Here is an 18,969-nt window from a genome sequence, read left to right as displayed (position 1 = left end):
GCTCTGCGTTGTGTTGCGCGCCCTTAGCCGAGCCAGCGATGCGGGGCAAGGATGCTGGCAAGTTCGCCGCTCGCATGATATCCGATAATCCATGAAACGGACTACTCTGATTGCTTGCACCGCTGCATTGGTGGCTTCAGCACCGGCAGCGGCGCAAATGCTGCGCACCATGCCTCATGGCCCCTATGAATGCGCCCTGCCCGGCGACGCCTCGAGAGAAGCCTGGATTCCGCAAGAGGATGAGAGCTTTCGCATCGCGCGCGCCTCGCGCTATCGCAATGATGCAGGCCGCGGTACATACATTCTCAAAGGTGACGAACTGACATTTACAGCCGGGCCCAAAAATGGCCAAAAACTTCGGCGTACCGGCCCGAATGAACTGCGCTCGATCAACGAAGACGGCTCGACCGGCCGGATGATTTGCGTGCGTGTGGGTTAGCTTGCCGCGCTGATTGCATCAGTAAAGGCGTTCACTGCCGCAACTTCATCGCTATTCCAGACCGCACCGGATACAGCCAGAAAATCCGCCCCTGCCATTATCAGAGGCCCGCAGTTCTCTGGCGTAATCCCGCCAATTGCCACGCATGGGATTTCAAAGAGTGTGGCCCACCATTCGAGTGTTTCGATGCTGGGCCGTTCAGCATCGCCCTTATCCTTCGTGGTACTCTCGAAGAACGCGCCAAACGCAACATAGTCTGCGCCTGCTTCCCCGGCATCCATCGCCATATGTCGCGATGCGTGACAGGTAATGCCGATTTGCGCCTCGCGGCCCAATTCCTCACGCGCATCCCTTGGGTCGCCATCATCTTGTCCAAGATGGACGCCGTCAGCCTTCAAACGCTTGGCCAGCGCGACACTGTCATTCACGATGAACGCCACGTCGCGCTCAGCGCAGATCGCTTGCAGTGGCTCTGCAAGGCGCGCGGCATCATGCTGATCGAGATCTTTTACTCGAAATTGAAAGGCAGTGACGACGCCTTTGCCCGCATCCAGCGCTCTTTCAAGCCGCGCGGGAAAGTCACCTGAAACATCAAGCGGCGAAATCAGATAGAGCTGTGTTCCAGGTTCAGTCACGCAGGCGCTTTAGCCAGCACACGACGCATCTGCAATCTGATCAATGGCTTTGCCCAGAGCCGCATCAAATTCTGCATCACCCTGGCCTTTGCGAAGGTCTTGCAGCAGCCCACGGCTGAAACTTGCGATCATGCCAGGATTCTTTGCCAGATGCGCGCATGCATCATCGGTCGAATAACCACCTGACAGTGCCACAACGCGCAACACATTGGGGTGCGCGATTGCGGGTGCATATAGGTTCGGTTCAACAGGAATCGACAGTTTCAGCATAACTTTGCGTCCTTCAGGAAGCGCATCGAGAGCTTTCATGATTTCAGCCAGCAAGATCTGTTCACCTTCGCCGCGGTCATCTGCGTTGATGTCATACTCCGGCTCGATCATCGGCATCAGGCCTTTGTCCGCGATCCGGTTGCCGTATTCGAACTGTTGCGCGACGTTTGCGGCGATACCGCCTGCGTTTGCCGACTTGATGACCGAGCGCATCTTGGTGCCAAACATTCCAGCAGCAACTGCCTTCTCGAGCAGCGCGTCAAGTTTCGTCATGTCCTTCATCATCTGGACACCTTGGGCCTCATCTTCCAGCCCCTGATCTACCTTGATGAATGGCACGATACTGCGCTGCTTCAATGCATCCGGCGTGGGCACGCCTTCGACTAATCCGTCCATGGTTTTTTCGAACAGGATCGCGCCGATCACCTTTCCATTTGCAAAGCTTGGCGAGGTTATCACACGGCTACGCATCGCATGGATCGCCGCGAACATCTCATCATCGCCAGACCACTCGCTGTCTTCGACGCCATAACCACGCAACGCTTTGGGGGTGGAGCCTCCCGACTGGTCAAGCGCAGCAATAAAGCCGCTGCCCGTGGCGATTTTGGCGGTCATTTGATCGAGGTTCATGGATGTATTCCTGCTTGTTGCCATTTATGCATAGGTATGCACGCGCCCTTACCCAGCAGCGCGCTGCACTGCAACACCGACAAACTGCTATTTAGACAATGCGGCGACGCCAGGAAGATCCTTGCCTTCCATCCATACAAGAAAAGCGCCCCCTGCGGTTGAGACGAATGTGAAATCATCCTTCACCCCGGCATGCGCAAGCGCAGCGACTGTATCGCCGCCCCCCGCAACCGATATGATCGAACCCTCTTGCGTCAGCGCCGCCGCCGTTCGCGCAAGCGCCACTGTTGCCGCATCGAAAGGCTCAGTCTCAAATGCACCTAAAGGGCCGTTCCAAACGAGAGTGCGGCACGTTTTCAAGACATCGGCCAAAGCCTCAACCGCTTGATCGCCGATATCGAGGATCATTTCGTCCTCGGCCACTTCGTGAACATTGCATGTGCGCAGGCTGGGTGGGTTCGCCGCGAAATCCTTGGCCACGACCACATCATAGGGAAGATGCACGGTGCACCCCGCGTGGTCCGCCTTGTCCATGATGGCATTGGCGGTGTCGGTCAGGTCATGTTCGCACAAGCTCTTGCCCACATCGACTCCGCGCGCGGCAAGAAACGTGTTGGCCATCCCGCCACCGATGATGAGGTGCTGAACCTTGCCGACAAGGTTTTCCAGAACTGCGAGCTTGCTTGAAACCTTGGCCCCACCCACAACGGCCGCAACCGGCTGCTCCGGCGTTCCTAAAGCTGCATCAAGCGCTTTCAGCTCGGCTTCCATCGCGCGGCCGGCATAGGCTGGCAACAGATGCGCCAACCCTTCCGTGGTCGCATGTGCACGGTGCGCAGCCGAAAACGCATCATTGACGTAGAAATCGGCATTTGCCGCAATAGACTTGGCAAAGTCTTGATCATTGGCTTCTTCGCCTGACCAAAACCGGACATTGTCGAGCAGGCCGATATCCCCATTGCGCAGAATACCGATCGATTGCTCGACTACAGGGCCTGCAACCTCCGGAATGAACATCAGCTCTTTGCCCAACACATCTTCAACATCGCCCACAACCATGCTGGTGGACAGCACCGAGCTGCGATTGCCGCCGGGCCGCCCGAAATGAGCAAGCAAGAGCACTTTCGCGCCTTTGTCGCTCAATTCAAGGATAGTGGGCTTGGCAGCTTCGACCCGAGTGACATCGGTTGCTGACCCATCCTTCATCGGAAGGTTGAGATCGACGCGAACCAGAGCGACCTTGCCGGTCACATCGCCAAGGTCATCAAGGGTCTTGAAGGATGCCATTTTATTCGGTCCTTAAAGGAACTTCGCCATCACGCCCGACGTATCGATCATCCGGTTCGAGAAGCCCCATTCATTATCATACCACGAAACAACGCGGCAAAGCTTGCCTTCCATCACGGATGTTTCAAGGCTGTCGATCGTGGAGCTGGCCGGATAGTGGTTGAAGTCGCTGCTGACCAGCGGTTGATCGGTATAGTCGAGCACGCCTTTCATAGGGCCTTCAGCGGCCGCTTTGAGCGCCGCATTGAGCTCTTCTACCGTGGTATCACGGCCCGGCGTGAACACCAGGTCAACCAGCGATACATTCGGCGTTGGCACGCGAACCGAGGACCCGTCCAGCTTGCCAGCAAGTTCTGGCAGGACCAGGCCAACCGCACGTGCTGCGCCGGTCGTGGTCGGGATCATGTTCTGCGCCCCGCCGCGTGCCCGGCGCATGTCACCGTGCATCTGGTCCAACATACGCTGATCATTGGTATAGCTGTGGATCGTGGTCATAAAGCCGCGCTCGATCCCAACTGTCTCGTTCAAAACCTTCGCCATCGGCGAGAGGCAGTTGGTGGTGCAGCTGGCGTTCGACACGATCACATCGTCAGCGGTCAGCGTCTCATGGTTCACACCGTAAACAATTGTGGCTGAAACATTCTTTGCCGGGGCGGAGATCAGCACCCGCTTTGCGCCCGCTTTTAGGTGAGGCTCAGCAGCCTCGTGGCTCTGGAAAAAGCCGGTGCATTCCAAAACAATATCGATCCCTTGCGCCGCATGCGGCAAATTGCCCGGATCACGCTCGCTGGTCACAGCAATAGACTTGCCATTAACGATGATAGCATTGTCGCCGACTTCCACCGTGCCGGGGAAACGACCGTGTGTGCTGTCATATTGGAACAACAATGCGTTCGACTTCGTATCTGCCAGATCGTTGATCGAAACCAATTCAAGATCATGATCGCTGCGTTCCAGAATGGCGCGCGCCACCAGACGACCGATACGTCCAAAACCGTTGATTGCAACTTTAGTCGCCATGGGGGAAACTCCTGCTTATGCGTTCAATTTGTTCAAGATTTGCGGGACAATTGCCTCCGCAGTGAAACCGAATTTGGCAAACAGATCGCCGGCAGGTGCAGATGCGCCAAAGCGATCCAAGCCAATATTAATGCCATCGGTGCCGGTATAGCGCTCCCAACCCAGGGTTGAGCCTGCCTCAATCGAGACCTTGAGCGCACCCGCCGGCAAGACATCAGCACGATAGTCATCCGACTGCGCTTCGAACAGTTCGGCACAGGGCATAGAGACAACATCGGCGCCGATGCCATGCCCTTCCAGAGCCTGTGCCACTTCAAATGCCAGCGCAACTTCCGAACCTGTAGCAATCAGCACAACCTTGCGGTCAGCATTCGCGGAAACAAGACGGTATGCGCCCATGCCTGAACGGTTCGACAAGGCTGACCAATCCCCATCACCGTCTCCGCGCAATTGCGGCAGACCCTGTCGAGACAGGCACAAGACCGAAGGCGTTTCAGGCGTAGACAAGGCCAAGGCCCAGCATTCTGCAGTCTCGATTGTATCGCATGGGCGATAGACATTGAGATTCGGGATCAACCGCAGGCTCATGACCTGCTCTACCGGTTGGTGCGTTGGCCCATCTTCACCCAGGCCAATGCTGTCATGGGTCATGACATAGATAGCTTGCGTTTGTTGCAGCGCTGACAGGCGGATCGCATTGCGGCAATAATCGCTAAAGATCAGGAACGTACCGCCGTAGGGCACAACGCCGCCATGCAGTGCCATTCCATTCATTGCTGCGGCCATGCCAAATTCACGTATGCCGTAATAGACATAGCGACCCGCATAGTCTTGAGCGGTCAATGGCGTTGTGCTGGACGTTTTGGTGTTGTTGGAACCGGTCAGGTCTGCTGATCCGCCAATAAGCTGGGGCAAAGCCGCTGTAAGAGGCTCCAGCGCCATTTCCGAAGCTTTGCGAGTGGCAACCTTCTTCGGTTCTGCAGCCAGACCATGGATATAGGCCTCAAGTGCAGGCGACGCCAAATCGGCCACGCCCATCATATGGTTTTCGAATTTGGCCTTGCGATCCAGATCGGTCGCAAGCCGCCCCGCCCAGGCGCCATGTGCAGACGCACCGCGTTCGGCAGTCGCATGCCAATCGGCCAAAATGTCAGTCGGAACCTCGAACGGTTCGTAATCCCATCCAAGTTCTTCACGCGCAGCCGCGATTTCATCCGGGCCCAGCGGCGCGCCGTGCGTTGCACTGGTACCTTGCTTGTTCGGCGCACCTTTACCGATCACGGTTTTGCAAGCGACAAGCGATGGACGACCATCAGCAACAGCTTCATCGAGCGCGCGAGCGATATCAGCAAAGTCATGCCCGTCACAGCTAACCACGTGCCAACCAGTCGCCCGATAGCGGGCCTTGATATCTTCACTGGTGGAAAGATCGGTGCCACCATCGATGGTGATGTTGTTGTCGTCCCAAAGAACATTCATCCGGCCAAGGCCGAGATGACCGGCAAGCCCGATCGCTTCGTGATTGATGCCCTCCATCAAACAGCCATCGCCCGCGATAACCCATGTACGGTGATTGACCAGATCATCGCCGAAGACAGCGTTCAGGTGTCGCTCAGCCATCGCCATACCCACTGCCATGGCAAGCCCTTGCCCCAATGGGCCGGTGGTGCACTCGACCCCGGGCAGCAAGAAGTTTTCCGGATGGCCCGCGCACGGGCTGCCTAGCTGACGGAAGTTGCGGATGTCGTCCATCGTCGGAGCAGCGTATCCCGACAGATGCAGCAGGCTATAAATCAGCATTGAGCCGTGCCCGGCTGAAAGCACAAACCGGTCCCGGTCGGCCCAGTCGGGTGCATGAGGGTCAAACTTCAGATAATTGGACCACAATACTGTAGCGACATCCGCCATTCCCATTGGCATTCCCGGATGCCCCGAATTCGCAGCTTGCACAGCATCCATCGACAATGCGCGGATTGCGTTGGACATGGGTTGAAGACGGGCGGGATCGAGGCTCATTCGCAAACTGCTCCTGACAAGCATTGAGCGGTGCCGGATCAGCCACCGCCCGGCGCGTCGATTCGACGCGTTGGCGGACCCTTCGCGGAGGGCCGTTATCAGGTCAAGGCGAACAATCGAGCCTTCCACTGACTGTCGATTTTTCTAATGAAACAGGGTTCTTGAAGAGCAGTTATCAACAGGATGCGCCAAGGCTTTGCTCCTGCTGACGAATTTGGGTAAATCCCTGCTATGGAAAGTGATCGTATTTCGCAGGCGATCGAGAGGATCGAGGCAGCTGCCAACCGTATCAGCGCGGCGGGCGGCAAGCTGAGCGTTTCAGCGACGGGCGATAATGAGCTGGCAGCAAAGCACGAGGCGCTGCGTCAAGAGGTCTCACAGACCCTTTCCAAACTTGACGAATTGATTGAGGGCTTCGAGCAATGAGCGAAGTCACACTCCGCATCGCCGGCAAGGCTTACAAAGTCGCCTGCGCCGACGGTGAAGAGGCGCACCTCGCCCGCCTTGGATCAATGATCGATGAAAAGCTGAACCAGTTGCAAGGCAATCTAGCCGGGACAGAAGCGCAGAATCTCTTGTTTGCTGCACTGTTTCTCGCGGATGAATTGCACGAAACACGCGAAGCACTTGGAGAAGATCCAAGGGATCTCGCCTCAAAAATCCAGGCCCTTGAAGAAGGTGCTGAAAACGCAGAGAAAAAGACCCGTGAACTTTCGCTGGAGCTCAACGCGCTTAGAGCTGAACGAGATGCAATCGCCAACGATCTGGCCAACATGAAGTCTGCTGCATCAGGGCAGGAACCGCTTTTTGCGACTGATAATATCAGTTCCAAACTGGAGCAGCTGGCGGATTTGATCGAAAAATGTGCTGACACGCTTGAGGCATAGGCTGCGACACACTAAATAGACAATTGGCGGGACTGCCCGGCACGAGCCGTTCGAACATCCCTGAGGCTATAAGCAATTCCTAGGGAGCTGTCCCTGTCTTGGATTACGGGTTCGTCCTGGGGCCCAGGACATACGGCGCCCACCTGACGTTTAGGCGTCAGAGGATTTCTCGAGCAAACGACCCATGGTGGTTCCGCCACATCTTTCATTCCGCACGCTTTCCAGCGCGCGATTTCCTCGCTCACGCGACCTTACGGTCGCATCGCTGCGGGCGCCCGGTCGGGCTTGCGGCCATGCAGGCCGATTGATCGAGTAGGATACGTAGCAATGAAGAAGCCCGAACTTCGAAAGAAATTGCGCGCAGCTCGCCGGGAGCATGTTGAGAAACTGCCAGAAACAATGCGCGGGCTGGTGTTCCGCCACCCCCCGTCCCAGCTTCTTCAAAAAATCGCTACAGACGCTGTGATAGGCTTGTACCATGCCGGCCCATACGAGGCTCCGACCGCCCACTACACAACCTATTTCCACGAGAACGGGCACACGATCACTCTACCGCGCTTCGCATCAAACAAGTCTCCAATGGAATTTGCTGTTCATGTGGACCCGTTCGGCGAAAGCGACCTGGTTACCGGTCCCTTTGGAATGCTTGAGCCCCGCACAGAAGCCGAGACCTTGATTCCGGATGTACTGCTAATCCCGCTGGTAGGTTTTACCGCCAACGGAGACCGCCTCGGTCAAGGTGGCGGGCACTATGATCGCTGGCTGGCGGAACATCCTGGACGGATAGCGATTGGTCTCGCGTGGGATGTGCAATTATGCGACGCCTTGCCCACAGAGCCACATGATCAGCGTTTAGATGCTGTGATTACACCAACGCGGATGTACGGACCTTTTTGATGCGCGAAACTCCAACCTGGCGAATCCCCGTTGGCATACTCGGTCTTTTCGCCGCCCTCATTGTCTATGGTATCGTGATCGCGCGCCACGCGCCTGATCTGATCGGCGGCTGGCCGATATGGGTACAGACGATCATCTACCTCGTGCTCGGCCTGATCTGGCTGCTGCCTTTGAAACGCTTCCTGATCTGGATGGAGACAGGGCGCTGGAACGCTCCAGATTAGGTTACCGTTTGAACCGGAGGGTCAATGACACGCAAACTACTGATCGGCTTGCTCCTTGTCGCAATTCTAGCAGGGAGTTTTGCCCTATTCGGAGGGCAATGGATTGGACAACGCGTGTTCGAACGCGCGGCAGAGCAGCGCGCTGGCGTAGATCAGACTGTCGATTTCGCCGACGGATTGCATGTCTTTGTTTGCGGTAGTGGGTCACCAATGCCTGATGCCAATCGCGCTGGCCCATGTCTGGCGGTACTGGCGGGCCGCGATGGATATATTTTCGACGTTGGTTCGGGTTCCGACCGCAAGCTTGGCGCTATGGGCTTTCCTATGGTTCGTCTCGAAGCGACATTCCTGACACATCTGCATTCGGACCATTTCGACGGGTTAGGCGCGTTAATGTTGCAGGCGTGGATGGCCGGCGGTCGCAGCACGCCACTGCCAGTCTATGGCCCGGAAGGGACCGACCGGGTGGTCGACGGTCTAATGACAGCCTACGGGATCGATCGCGGCTATCGCATCGCGCATCATGGCCCGGAAGTCGCAAGGCCAAGTGGATTCGGCGGCGTGGCGACGAACATTGATGAGAGTTTCACCTTCGAACGCAACGGACTGTCAATTCGCACCCTACGCGTAGATCACGCTCCAATCGACAATGCCTATGCCTTTCGGCTCGACTACAAGGGGCGTTCAGTGATGATCAGCGGTGACCTGAAGTACTCAAAAGAGTTCGCGCGGTTCGCGCAAGGTGCCGATCTCATTCTGCACGAAGCGCTCAATCCAGCGATGGTTGGCAAGCTGGGCGAAACGCTGGCCGCACGAGGCAATACCGATGGCGCGAAAATCATGGCCGATATTCCGGATTATCACACCACGCCTGAAGAAGCGGCACGGGTTGCGCAGCTCGCCGGTGCGAAAGCGCTGGTTCTATACCATCTGGTGCCAGCACCGCCCGCGCGCCTGATCGAGCCCGCATTCTTGGGTGATGCCAAACAGAATTTTGATGGTCAGCTGGAATTGGCCAAAGACGGCATGTTGATCAGCCTACCGGCGCAAAGCCAGCAAGTCGAAATCGATCAGCTTCTCTAGGAAAATTCCCCAAGTGGCGCGAGTGACGGGACTTGAACCCGCGACCTTCGGCGTGACAGGCCGACACTCTAACCAACTGAGCTACACCCGCGCAGCCACTTGGGAGACGGGCAAATACGGCCGAGTCCAGATGCTGTCAACGACCGTTTGCGCGAAAAATCAAACTTTATTCGCTCAAAAGCAGGACAGGTGTTTCGATCAGTTTTTTGACCTCTTGAATGAAGCTGGCCGCGTCATATCCGTCGACTACGCGATGATCGCAACTGATCGAGATATTCATCAGCTTGCGCTTCTCGATACGTTCCTGTCCATCAGGACCAGTGACAAACATCGGGCGCTCGACGATGCGATTCGGGCCGATTATCGCGACTTCGGGGCGATTGATCACCGGCGTTGTTGCAACCCCGCCGAGCGGCCCAAGTGACGTGACGGTCAGCGTCGATCCAGACAGCTCGTCCGACTTGGCAGAGCCGTCGCGCGCTGAATTGGCAAGTCGTCCAATTTCGTTCGCAAGCTGCCACAGGTTTTTAGCCTGCGCATCCTTGATAACCGGTACCATCAATCCATTGTCGGTCTGGGTTGCCATGCCCAAATGTACAGAACCATGGCGCGTCACCACGCCTGCTTCGTCATCATAACGCGCATTGATCATCGGATATTCTGGCAGTTTCTTGCAGATTGCTGCGATCAACAGCGGCAGCATAGTCAGCTTGGGTTTGCTACCGCGTGCAGAATTCAGCTGCGCGCGCATCCGCTCAAGCTCGGTTACATCGCACTCTTCAACATAAGTGAAATGCGGGATGTTGCGCTTCGCAGCAGACATATTTTGCGCAATACGCTTGCGCAGGCCGATGACTTTGATGCTCTCGTCCGCACGCGCCACTCCGGCGGGAGCAAAACCTCCGCCCGCATTATAGGCTAGAAACTGATCCAGATCGCCATGGCGAATGCGGCCGTCTTCGGCGGGTTTTACTTCGGACAGATCAATTCCCAGATCGCGCGCGCGCTTGCGTACCGCAGGTGTGGCAAGGACCTTTTCCACGGCCTCAGCCGCAGCCGGAGCTGGCTTTGATGCTTGCTCAGGTTCTGGTGTTCGTTCAGGTTCTGGTTGACGTGCTGGCTCAGCTTGCTGAACCTCTTTAGTTGCCGGTTCAGCTTCAACTTCGTTCGCTTCCTCGACCTCGTCAGGCACTTCGCCTTCGACCTCGACAACGACCAGCATCGCGCCAACCGCGATCACATCGCCAACTTCACCGGCAACTTCAGTGACAACACCGTCAACCGGGCTTTCGATGTCGATCGTCGCCTTGTCGGTCATCACATCGACGAGATGCTGGTCTTCCGATACAGTGTCGCCAACCTTCACGTGCCATTCAACGATCTCGGCTTCGGCAACGCCTTCGCCGACGTCAGGCATATTGAATGTGAACTTTGCCATCGGGTCAGTCCTTCAGAATCTTGTCGATCGCTTCGCCAATACGAACCGGGCCAGGGAAATAGGCCCATTCAAGGCTGTGCGGATAGGGTGTGTCAAATCCGGTTACACGCTCAACCGGAGCTTCGAGATGATAAAAGCAGCGTTCGGTCACGAGCGCAGATAACTCGGCGCCGAAACCGGCGGTTCGAGTCGCTTCGTGTACGATCAGACAGCGCCCGGTCTTTTCGACCGAAGCTTCGATTGCTTTGATATCAAGCGGAACAATTGTCCGCAGGTCCAGAATATCGGCGTCGATACCCTTTGTTGCACACACAGCCTCTGCCACGTGTACCATCGTGCCATAGGCCAGCACAGTCAGTGCTTCACCCTCTGTCACTTGACGTGCTTTGCCAAGTGGAACCTTGTAGTACCCTTCCGGTACAGCGCTATCGTTGTGCTTCTTCCACGGCTCTACCGGTTTATCATAATAGCCCGAGAACGGGCCGTTGTAGATACGCTTTGGCTCGAAGAAGATCACCGGATCATTGTCTTCGATGGCGCTGATCAACAGTCCCTTCGCGTCATAGGGTGTAGCCGGAATGACTGTCTTCAAACCCGCTACATGCGCAAAAATCGCTTCGGGTGACTGACTGTGCGTCTGGCCACCGAAGATGCCCCCACCGAAGGGAGACCTCACAGTCATGGGTGCGATATAGTCATTCGCCGAGCGGTAACGCAAGCGTGCTGCTTCCGAAATCAGCTGATCAAGGCCGGGATAGATATAATCGGCAAACTGGATTTCCGGAACGGGTCGTAGGCCATATGCCCCCATCCCCACCGCGACGCCAATAATGCCGCACTCGGAGATTGGCGTATCAAAAACACGGGTCTTTCCGTGCTTTTCCTGCAGACCAGCAGTGCAACGGAATACGCCGCCAAAGTAACCGACGTCCTCGCCCATCACGATCACATCGTTGTCACGCTCAAGCATAATGTCGAGCGCGTCATTGATCGCTTCAATCATGTTAAGGCGGCGCTCCGTGCCCGCGTCACCCGTGGCTTGATCTTTCACATCAATGCTCATGCGCCCGGCCCTCCCTTGGGCCATTTGACCTGGCGTTCGCGAATGGCTTGCTCAGCCTGTTCTTCCAGATTCCATGGCAGTTCTTCGTAAACATCTTCAAACATGGTGTGGAATGGGTGATGCATTCCATGCCCGAGGATGCCGTTCTTCTCGGCTTCCTTGGTAGCGGCCTTCACCAGCTCCGCACATTCAAGGTCCATCGCTGACTGGCGATCTTCGTCCCACTCGCCTAATTCGATCAAGTGGTTCTTGAGGCGCATCACTGGATCACCCAGCGGCCACTCCTCGCGCTCCTGTGCACTGCGATAGCCGGACGGGTCGTCCGACGTAGAGTGGCCCTCTGCGCGATAAGTGAAGTATTCTATCAAAGTCGGACCAGCATTCGCGCGCGCGCGGTTCGCGGCCCATTGCTGCGCTGCGTAACATGCTAGTGCATCGTTTCCGTCGACGCGAAGGCCAGCCAAGCCATATCCCAGTGCGCGTGCAGCAAAGGTAGTGCGCTCGGCACCTGCAAAGCCAGAGAAGCTGGAGATCGCCCACTGGTTGTTGATCACATTCAGGATGACCGGTGCGTTGTATACCGTTGCGAATGTACAGGCGTTGTGGAAGTCACCTTCGGCAGTTGAACCCTCACCAACCCATGTTGCGGCGATCCGGGTGTCGCCCTTGATCGCGCTCGCCATCGCCCAGCCCACCGCCTGGGGGGTTTGTGTGGCAAGGTTGCCTGAAATCGAGAAAAAACTGTGTTCTCTGCTTGAATACATGATCGGCAGCTGGCGACCCTTCAACTTGTCGCCTTTGTTCGAGTAGATCTGGTTGATCATGTCGACAATGGGATAGCCGCGCGCGATCAAAATGCCTTGCTGGCGATAGCTGGGGAACACCATATCGTCAGATGCGAGCGCCATTGAGGATGCCACGCTGGTCGCCTCTTCACCGGTGCACTTCATGTAGAAACTGGTTTTGCCTTGGCGCTGGCCGCGGAACATGCGGTCATCAAAAGCGCGCACCATCGCCATGTTGCGCAGCATCGTTCGCAAGGTATCCGCATCAAGTTTCGGATCCCAGGCGCCATGCGCCTTGTTGTCGTCACCAAGAACGCGGACCAGACCATAGGCAAAGTCCAGCATATCCTTTGGATCGCTTGTTTCATCCGGACGAGGCTGTGTACCCGCCTCAGGGATCTCGAGATGACTGTAGTCCACCTCATCGCCCGGCCTGTACTTCGGCTCTGGAACGTGAAGCTGTAGCGCCGGCTTGTTGCTTTTCGGCTCAGGTGTTGTCTCAGGCCTATTGGCCATGGCTGGCTCTCCCCCTGCTAACAGCAGGTCTGTAGCATTCTTTTACGTTGGTGTTATTTTATTTCACGCAAAGACTACGGTCAAGCTGGTCTAGCCGCTTTCACTCATACCGCAACAGGTGCCTTGATCGGGGCCTGCGGTGCGTAATCATGCACTACAAAATCATCGATTGTGTAATCGAAAATTGTGTCCGGCTTGCGCGTGATTTCAAGCGTCGGGTTGCCTTGCGGCTCGCGCGAGAGCTGTTCGGTGATCAAATGCTCGTGGTTCAGATACAAATGAACGTCGCCACCCATCCACACCAACTCGCCGGGTTCGAGGCCCGTTTGCTGCGCGATCATCCGTTGCAGCAGCGCCGCTGACCAAAGATTAAACGGCAGGCCCAAGGCGACATCACAGCTGCGTTGATACAGCATGCAATTGAGCCGCTCTCCCGCAACATGAAACTGATAGGTCTTATGGCATGGTGGCAATGCCATCCGGTCCAGCTCTGCCACGTTCCAGCCTTCGATGATGTGCCGCCGGCTGCCGGGATTGTGGCGCAGGCTTTCGACGACTTCCGCAACCTGATTGATGCCTGGCCCGCGCTCGTAGAGCCCGTCTTTGCGATAGCGATAGGTCGGCCAGTCAACCCATTGCTTACCGTATACTGGCCCCAGATCACCCCATTGACACGCAAACTCTTCGTCATCAGCAATCCGTTGAACAAAATCGTCAAGCGCGATGTTATCGCCTGTTTCCTTGACGTATCGCGCGTGCGGCCATTCATTCCATATCTTCACGCCCTGCAGCACAAGCGGACGAATGTTGGTCTCTCCAGTCAGAAACCACAGCATCTCGCGCGTGGCGGTTTTCCAGTAGACCCGCTTTGTGGTGAGTAGCGGCATCGCGCCATCGGCAAGATCGAACCGCAGCATCGCGCCGGCAATCGAGCGCGTACCAATCCCGGTGCGATCAACGCGTTCGCTGCCGCCCTCCCAGATGCGCCGCATCAGGTCGAGATATTGCCATTCAGGCTGGCCTGGGCCGGTGTGTTTAGACGGAATTATTTCAGGAGACTCAAGCGTTGCCATGGGCGGACCCTAAACCTGCATTTGCTCGCTTGCCACCCCGCAAAAGCACACTTATATCGCGCCTCCTGCCGCGACCCACAGTTTTGTGTGGGGCCGATCCGGTCGGGGAGTAGCTCAGCCTGGTAGAGCACTGTCTTCGGGAGGCAGGGGCCGGAGGTTCGAATCCTCTCTCCCCGACCATCTAAACTGGCTCGATGCCGATTATTCCTAGCGCAGCCGTGAGCGCACCCAGCCCTAGCGACAGGTGCCAGCGCAGCCGCACAAAGTCTTGTCTGCCAAGATCGAGCCATCGGTCTACCAGCGGACTGAGCGCGATCAATGCAGCAAGAAACATTAACGCCGGTCCGGGCCATTCCCAGCCGAAGGTCCATGGCAAAAACAAGGCCAGAGCAAGCAGGCTAGGCAGCACGGCGACAAGGTATGCCGCAGCATCTGCTCGCCCCGAAGCCAGCGACTGACCCCACCACACACCGCCAAGAAAACTGAAGATGAATGCAGCGTAGCCAAAGCCTGCGGCAAGCGCCACATACCCAAACTCCCCGCCTTGCAATACCAATGCAAGAGCGATGAATTGTGGGATCAGTCCCGCATAGCCCAACCCTTTGGCGACGGGAGTCAATGTTTGCTCTGCCATACCCGAACAATAGCCAAACACATCATGTGTTCCCTCCCCCCTCGCATTTTGTGTGATTGCAGTCACAATGCTCATGGCGCAAAACAAAATACATGAACTTGTTTGATCTTAGCGGAAAAACCGCAGTCATCACCGGCGGCAATAGCGGCATCGGGCTCGCCTTTGCGCGCGGGTTGGTAAAGTCCGGCGCGGACGTAGCCATTTGGGGGCGCAATGAAGCGAAGAACGCCGCCGCGGTGGAGGAGCTCAACGCCTTTGACGGCGGGAGCGCGGCAGCTTTCCCTTGCGATGTCGCCGAAGAGGAGCAGATTGCCGCTGCGATGGCCTCGACACTCGATAGCTTCGGAAAGGTCGATATATGTTTCGCCAATGCGGGAATTGGCGGGGGCATGGCGCTGCCGGAAATGACCGCTGAGGCATGGGACAAGGTGATGGCCGTCAATGCCCGCGGCCCCGCCCTCACCTATCGCTACGTCACCGAACATATGGTTGAGCGCGGCGAAGGGGGGAAGCTGATAGCGACCAGTTCTGGCCAATCGATCATGGGCGTAAACCGTAGCTCGAACTATGCCGCATCGAAAGCCGCTGTGAATGGGCTGACACGCGCGGCAGCATTCGAACTGGCGAGATACCAGATTACTGCGAACGCTCTGCTTTTCGGTTTCTACGAAACCGATCTGACTGCTCAGGCAGATCCGCGTTTTGCCGAATGGATGACCAAGCGCATTCCCTTGCGGCGGTTTGGCGACCACGATGGACTGGAAGGTCTGGCGGTGTTCTTTGCTTCGCCGCACAGTGACTATATTACAGGGCAATGCCTGCCCGTAGATGGCGGGCTCTGTATTAGCTGAGGAACAGGCGATGCCGCCGATCATTGGGCTATGGTATGCAGCACCTGACCGGGCCAAATCTCAATGTCACATGACAACGATAGATCGCGATACCGCGCTGTACCCAGCTCGCGCCTGAGCCGCGTCGCGGGTTTCGGACGTTTGGCAAGCGGTGTCGCTGGCGGAATGCTGGCCGAGGGCGTGCGGCGTATGGCCAGCGGAAAGCGCATGTCTGCCCAGGATCTGCTGTTGACCCCAGGCAATGCTCGGCGACTGACAGAGCGGCTGTCGCATTTGCGCGGCGCAGCGATGAAGCTGGGCCAGATTATCAGTATGGACGCAGGCGACTTCTTGCCGCCTGAGTTATCGAACATACTTGCGACCTTGCGCGACCAAGCGAACTTTATGCCTGCGCGCCAGCTCGACAAAGTCTTGCAAGAAGAATGGGGACCGGATTGGCGAAAGCAATTTCGCTGGTTCAATCCGCGCCCGATTGCCGCAGCTTCGATTGGCCAAGTACACAAGGCCATGACCCGCGAGGGCGAGGAACTGGCTATAAAAGTCCAATACCCTGGTGTGGCCGACAGCATCAGCGCGGATGTCGATAATGTTGCCACATTGCTTTGGATGTCAGGCCTGTTGCCGGACTTTCTCGATATGGAACCCTTGTTAAAGGCAGCAAAGGAACAGCTTCACGAAGAAGCCGATTATGTCCGAGAAGGTGAGCAGATGCGGCTCTATGCCGCGCGCATGGCACAAGACGAACGCTTTGTGGTCCCTACCCTGCATGAGGGCCTGACCAGAAAACGTATACTCGCGATGAGCTTCGAAGATGGTATTGCGATCGAAGCCCTCACAGATGAAGCACAGGAGCTTCGCAACGAAGTCTTCGAGCGGATCGTGGAATTGGTGCTGCGCGAGCTGTTCGAATTTGGCGTCATGCAAACCGATCCCAACTTCGCCAATTATCGCTATCGCCGTAGCGATGGCGCAGTCGTACTGCTGGATTTCGGAGCGGCTCGAAACGTCGAACCGCACGTGGCAGAAGGCTATCGCCGCTTGCTCGGCGCAGGACTTACAGGTGAAGCAGACAAGATTCGCGCAGAAGCGCTCGCGATTGGCTTCATCAATCCGACTGTGATCGAGCGGCAAGGCGAGCGTGTCGACAGAATGATCGGCGTGATCACTTCAGAGATGAATCGCGATGCGCCCTTCGACTTTGGCGATCGCGCCTTCGTGCCGCTGTTGCGCGAAGAAGGCATGGCCATCGCCGAGGACAAGCAGAGCTGGCATATTCCGCCAGCCGAAACGCTGTTTGTACAGCGCAAGGTCAGCGGCACTGCTTTGCTTGGAGCAAAGTTGAAAGCCGTGATCAACATTCGCCAGCTGGTCGAACGCAAGCTGGCGGAATTGGTTTAGAGCTTCGCTTTTTCAGCTGCGATCCAGCGCTTCACATGAGCCTCAAGGACACTGAGGGGCACTGAACCGTTCTCAAGAACCGTGTCGTGAAACGCACGCAGATCAAAAGACTCGCCAAGCTCGCCTTCCGCCAATATCCGAAGCTCGCGAATTTTTAGCTCGCCCACTTTGTAGGCCAGCGCTTGGCCGGGCCAAGTGATATAGCGGTTCACTTCGGCATCAATATTGGCGGGAGAAAGCGCGGTGTTGTCGAGCATGTAATCGACCGCTCTCTGCTTGCTCCATCCCTTCGAGTGGATACCTGTATCGACCACAAGTCGGGTGGCGCGCCACATCTCATAGCTCAACCGCCCCATTTGCTTGGCTGGAGTATCGTACAAGCCCATCTCGATTCCCAGACGCTCCGAGTAGAGGCCCCACCCCTCAACAAACGCGGTGAAAAATGTACCATTGGCACGCAGGGGGTGCAGATCTAGCTCGCGTTGCAGTGCGATTTGATGGTGATGCCCTGGAACAGCCTCGTGCACGCCCAAGGCCGGCAATTCCCAAAGTGGACGCTGGTCCAGCTCCGTCAGGTTCAAACGATAGATGCCCGCCTGCCCGGTCTCCAGCGAACCTGGCTCATAGTAGGCCGTCGTATTCCCGGGGGCCCGCTCGGCGGGGATTGGCAGCACAGTGTAGGGCTGGCGCGGAAGCTTGCCGAACAGCTTCGGCATCCACCCGTCGATCTCTTTCGCAAGCGCCTGAGTGTAGCGCAGATATTCCTGTTCATCGGTCATGTAATACTGCGGATCGGTGCGCAGATGTTCGACGAAGGCTTCGCGCGTCTCGAAGCCAGCTTTAGAAGCCACCTCCTCCATTTCAGCACGAATGCGCGCGACTTCGGATAGCCCCAGCTGATGCACTTCATCAGCTGTCATATCCGAAGTGGTGAAGCTCTTGACCCGATAGTCATAGAATTCGGTCCCACCCGGCGTCCCCAAGATACCCGGCATACCAGTGCGACATTCAGGCTCGTATTCTTGCCGGTAGAAATCGGCAAAGGCTTGTAGCTCGGGAAAGACCGTTGTTTCCAGCGCAGCCTTGGCGCGCTCTTTCAAACTCGCCCACTCGTTATCACCAATGGTCGAAGGTTGAGTGGCGAACGGTGACCAATAGGGAGAGCTTTCCGCCTCTGAATAGACCATGCTTTGCATCCGTTCATGGAAGCCCTCCATCGGTCCGCACGCGTGTGTGAGCCCCTTTTCAATCGCAATTCGTGTGCGCGCCATCGCATCCTGATTGACCTTCGCATAGGCTTCCAGTCGGCCAACGTAGCTATCGTAATCTGCGCTGGTGAAGAAAGGTGATCCGTTCGGAAGCGATGCAAGTTGATTGAACCAACCGCCGCGGTTGGTGAATATCTGATACCAATCATGTTCGTGTAAAGACGCGGCAATGATGTCCGCCATGCTCACGCGCACGACATCGTAATCCACTTGAAGATCTGCGGTTAGTTCAGCCCGGTCAATTGCATCAAGCCGCGCCACGAACTGCCGGGCATCCACGATACTGCGTGAATGTGCTTCAACTGACCAATCGCCCAACTTGCCGTCACCGCGCCGGTCGCCCACGCTGGTTGCCAGGCCGGGGCTGTTGTCGAGCTGCCATTGCCATATGTCTGCGCGAACACTCTTGTAGCTTCCCGCCGAGGCATTGTCCGCCGTTTGAACCGAGTGATCATCCGCGATTGCAGAGCTAGGCAAAACCGTGGTGGCGGATGCCAAAAGTGCTGCGGCGAAAAGCTTGTGCATGGAAAATTCTCCTCTTGGCCCCGCTTCCTA

The 18,969-nt window shown here is 56.8% G+C and carries 19 protein-coding genes and 2 tRNA genes; 9 read left to right on the top strand and 12 right to left on the bottom strand.

The window, feature by feature from the left end:
• The first annotated feature begins 91 nt into the window (after nt 1–91).
• Entirely contained in the window at nt 92–439 is a 348-nt protein-coding gene (locus QZ487_RS10180; RefSeq protein ID WP_285975326.1) for an elongation factor P, read from the top strand.
• Here the strand turns inward: QZ487_RS10180 and thiE are convergent.
• From thiE to tkt, 5 genes are all read right to left on the bottom strand, one after another.
• Nucleotides 436–1,074, bottom strand: a complete 639-nt coding sequence (gene thiE, locus QZ487_RS10175) for a thiamine phosphate synthase (protein ID WP_296024858.1) — start codon at nt 1,072–1,074, stop codon at nt 436–438. The two genes, QZ487_RS10180 and thiE, sit on opposite strands and share 4 nt — an antisense overlap.
• Nucleotides 1,075–1,083: 9 nt before the next feature.
• On the bottom strand, nt 1,084–1,974 hold the full coding sequence (locus QZ487_RS10170; protein WP_296024855.1) for a fructose bisphosphate aldolase: 891 nt from the start codon (nt 1,972–1,974) through the stop codon (nt 1,084–1,086).
• 87 nt (nt 1,975–2,061) lie between these two features.
• The gene (gene pgk / locus QZ487_RS10165; RefSeq protein WP_296024851.1) at nt 2,062–3,261 is read right to left on the bottom strand and encodes a phosphoglycerate kinase; all 1,200 of its coding nucleotides are present in this window, start codon (nt 3,259–3,261) and stop codon (nt 2,062–2,064) included.
• Between the two features lie 12 nt (nt 3,262–3,273).
• Nucleotides 3,274–4,281, bottom strand: coding sequence for a type I glyceraldehyde-3-phosphate dehydrogenase (gap, locus tag QZ487_RS10160; RefSeq protein WP_285975330.1), 1,008 nt, complete (start codon nt 4,279–4,281; stop codon nt 3,274–3,276).
• A gap of 15 nt (nt 4,282–4,296) precedes the next feature.
• Nucleotides 4,297–6,297, bottom strand: a complete 2,001-nt coding sequence (gene tkt, locus QZ487_RS10155; RefSeq protein ID WP_296024846.1) for a transketolase — start codon at nt 6,295–6,297, stop codon at nt 4,297–4,299.
• 231 nt (nt 6,298–6,528) lie between these two features.
• Here tkt and QZ487_RS10150 point away from each other — a divergent pair, with 231 nt between their 5' ends.
• The 5 genes from QZ487_RS10150 to QZ487_RS10130 all read left to right on the top strand — a co-directional run bounded on the left by QZ487_RS10150 (nt 6,529) and on the right by QZ487_RS10130 (nt 9,388).
• Entirely contained in the window at nt 6,529–6,723 is a 195-nt protein-coding gene (locus QZ487_RS10150; RefSeq protein WP_296024844.1) for a hypothetical protein, read from the top strand.
• The gene (gene zapA / locus QZ487_RS10145) at nt 6,720–7,184 is read left to right on the top strand and encodes a cell division protein ZapA (protein WP_296024842.1); all 465 of its coding nucleotides are present in this window, start codon (nt 6,720–6,722) and stop codon (nt 7,182–7,184) included. The genes QZ487_RS10150 and zapA overlap by 4 nt, the downstream gene beginning before the upstream one ends.
• A 327-nt stretch (nt 7,185–7,511) precedes the next feature.
• Entirely contained in the window at nt 7,512–8,081 is a 570-nt protein-coding gene (locus QZ487_RS10140; protein ID WP_285975334.1) for a 5-formyltetrahydrofolate cyclo-ligase, read from the top strand.
• Nucleotides 8,081–8,305, top strand: a complete 225-nt coding sequence (locus tag QZ487_RS10135) for a DUF2842 domain-containing protein (protein WP_285975335.1) — start codon at nt 8,081–8,083, stop codon at nt 8,303–8,305. Before QZ487_RS10140 ends, QZ487_RS10135 begins: the two co-directional genes overlap by 1 nt.
• A 24-nt stretch (nt 8,306–8,329) precedes the next feature.
• The gene (locus QZ487_RS10130; RefSeq protein ID WP_296024838.1) at nt 8,330–9,388 is read left to right on the top strand and encodes an MBL fold metallo-hydrolase; all 1,059 of its coding nucleotides are present in this window, start codon (nt 8,330–8,332) and stop codon (nt 9,386–9,388) included.
• A 14-nt stretch (nt 9,389–9,402) separates the two neighbouring features.
• Here QZ487_RS10130 and QZ487_RS10125 read toward each other — a convergent pair.
• The 5 genes from QZ487_RS10125 to QZ487_RS10105 form a co-directional block, all read right to left on the bottom strand.
• Nucleotides 9,403–9,479 (bottom strand) — tRNA-Asp (locus QZ487_RS10125).
• Nucleotides 9,480–9,554: 75 nt separating this feature from the next.
• Nucleotides 9,555–10,826, bottom strand: coding sequence for a dihydrolipoamide acetyltransferase family protein (locus tag QZ487_RS10120; protein WP_296024835.1), 1,272 nt, complete (start codon nt 10,824–10,826; stop codon nt 9,555–9,557).
• Nucleotides 10,827–10,830: 4 nt separating this feature from the next.
• A complete protein-coding gene (locus tag QZ487_RS10115) occupies nt 10,831–11,889 on the bottom strand; it encodes an alpha-ketoacid dehydrogenase subunit beta (protein ID WP_296024833.1) in 1,059 nt (352 codons plus the stop codon).
• Nucleotides 11,886–13,190 (bottom strand): 3-methyl-2-oxobutanoate dehydrogenase (2-methylpropanoyl-transferring) subunit alpha, encoded by a 1,305-nt coding sequence (locus QZ487_RS10110; protein WP_285975339.1) that lies wholly within the window; start codon nt 13,188–13,190, stop codon nt 11,886–11,888. The genes QZ487_RS10115 and QZ487_RS10110 overlap by 4 nt, the downstream gene beginning before the upstream one ends.
• Nucleotides 13,191–13,294: 104 nt before the next feature.
• The gene (locus QZ487_RS10105; protein WP_296024831.1) at nt 13,295–14,263 is read right to left on the bottom strand and encodes a thymidylate synthase; all 969 of its coding nucleotides are present in this window, start codon (nt 14,261–14,263) and stop codon (nt 13,295–13,297) included.
• Nucleotides 14,264–14,366: 103 nt separating this feature from the next.
• Here QZ487_RS10105 and QZ487_RS10100 point away from each other — a divergent pair.
• Nucleotides 14,367–14,443: transfer RNA gene (locus tag QZ487_RS10100), tRNA-Pro, on the top strand.
• 1 nt (nt 14,444) lies between these two features.
• Here the strand turns inward: QZ487_RS10100 and QZ487_RS10095 are convergent.
• A complete protein-coding gene (locus QZ487_RS10095) occupies nt 14,445–14,897 on the bottom strand; it encodes a DUF3429 domain-containing protein (protein ID WP_296024829.1) in 453 nt (150 codons plus the stop codon).
• 92 nt (nt 14,898–14,989) lie between these two features.
• On the opposite strand from QZ487_RS10095, the gene QZ487_RS10090 reads away from it, so the two are divergent.
• The gene (locus QZ487_RS10090; protein ID WP_296024827.1) at nt 14,990–15,748 is read left to right on the top strand and encodes an SDR family NAD(P)-dependent oxidoreductase; all 759 of its coding nucleotides are present in this window, start codon (nt 14,990–14,992) and stop codon (nt 15,746–15,748) included.
• 63 nt (nt 15,749–15,811) lie between these two features.
• Nucleotides 15,812–17,146, top strand: coding sequence for an AarF/ABC1/UbiB kinase family protein (locus tag QZ487_RS10085; RefSeq protein WP_296024824.1), 1,335 nt, complete (start codon nt 15,812–15,814; stop codon nt 17,144–17,146).
• Here QZ487_RS10085 and QZ487_RS10080 read toward each other — a convergent pair.
• Nucleotides 17,143–18,939, bottom strand: a complete 1,797-nt coding sequence (locus tag QZ487_RS10080) for a DUF885 family protein (protein WP_296024821.1) — start codon at nt 18,937–18,939, stop codon at nt 17,143–17,145. The genes QZ487_RS10085 and QZ487_RS10080 overlap by 4 nt on opposite strands.
• Nucleotides 18,940–18,969 lie beyond the last annotated feature (30 nt).

The sequence above is a fragment of the uncultured Altererythrobacter sp. genome, assembly GCF_913057185.1.
Taxonomy (GTDB): domain Bacteria; phylum Pseudomonadota; class Alphaproteobacteria; order Sphingomonadales; family Sphingomonadaceae; genus Erythrobacter; species Erythrobacter rubellus.
The sequence above is the reverse complement of the archived record's forward strand: the minus strand, read 5'-3'. Positions and strand labels throughout refer to the sequence as shown.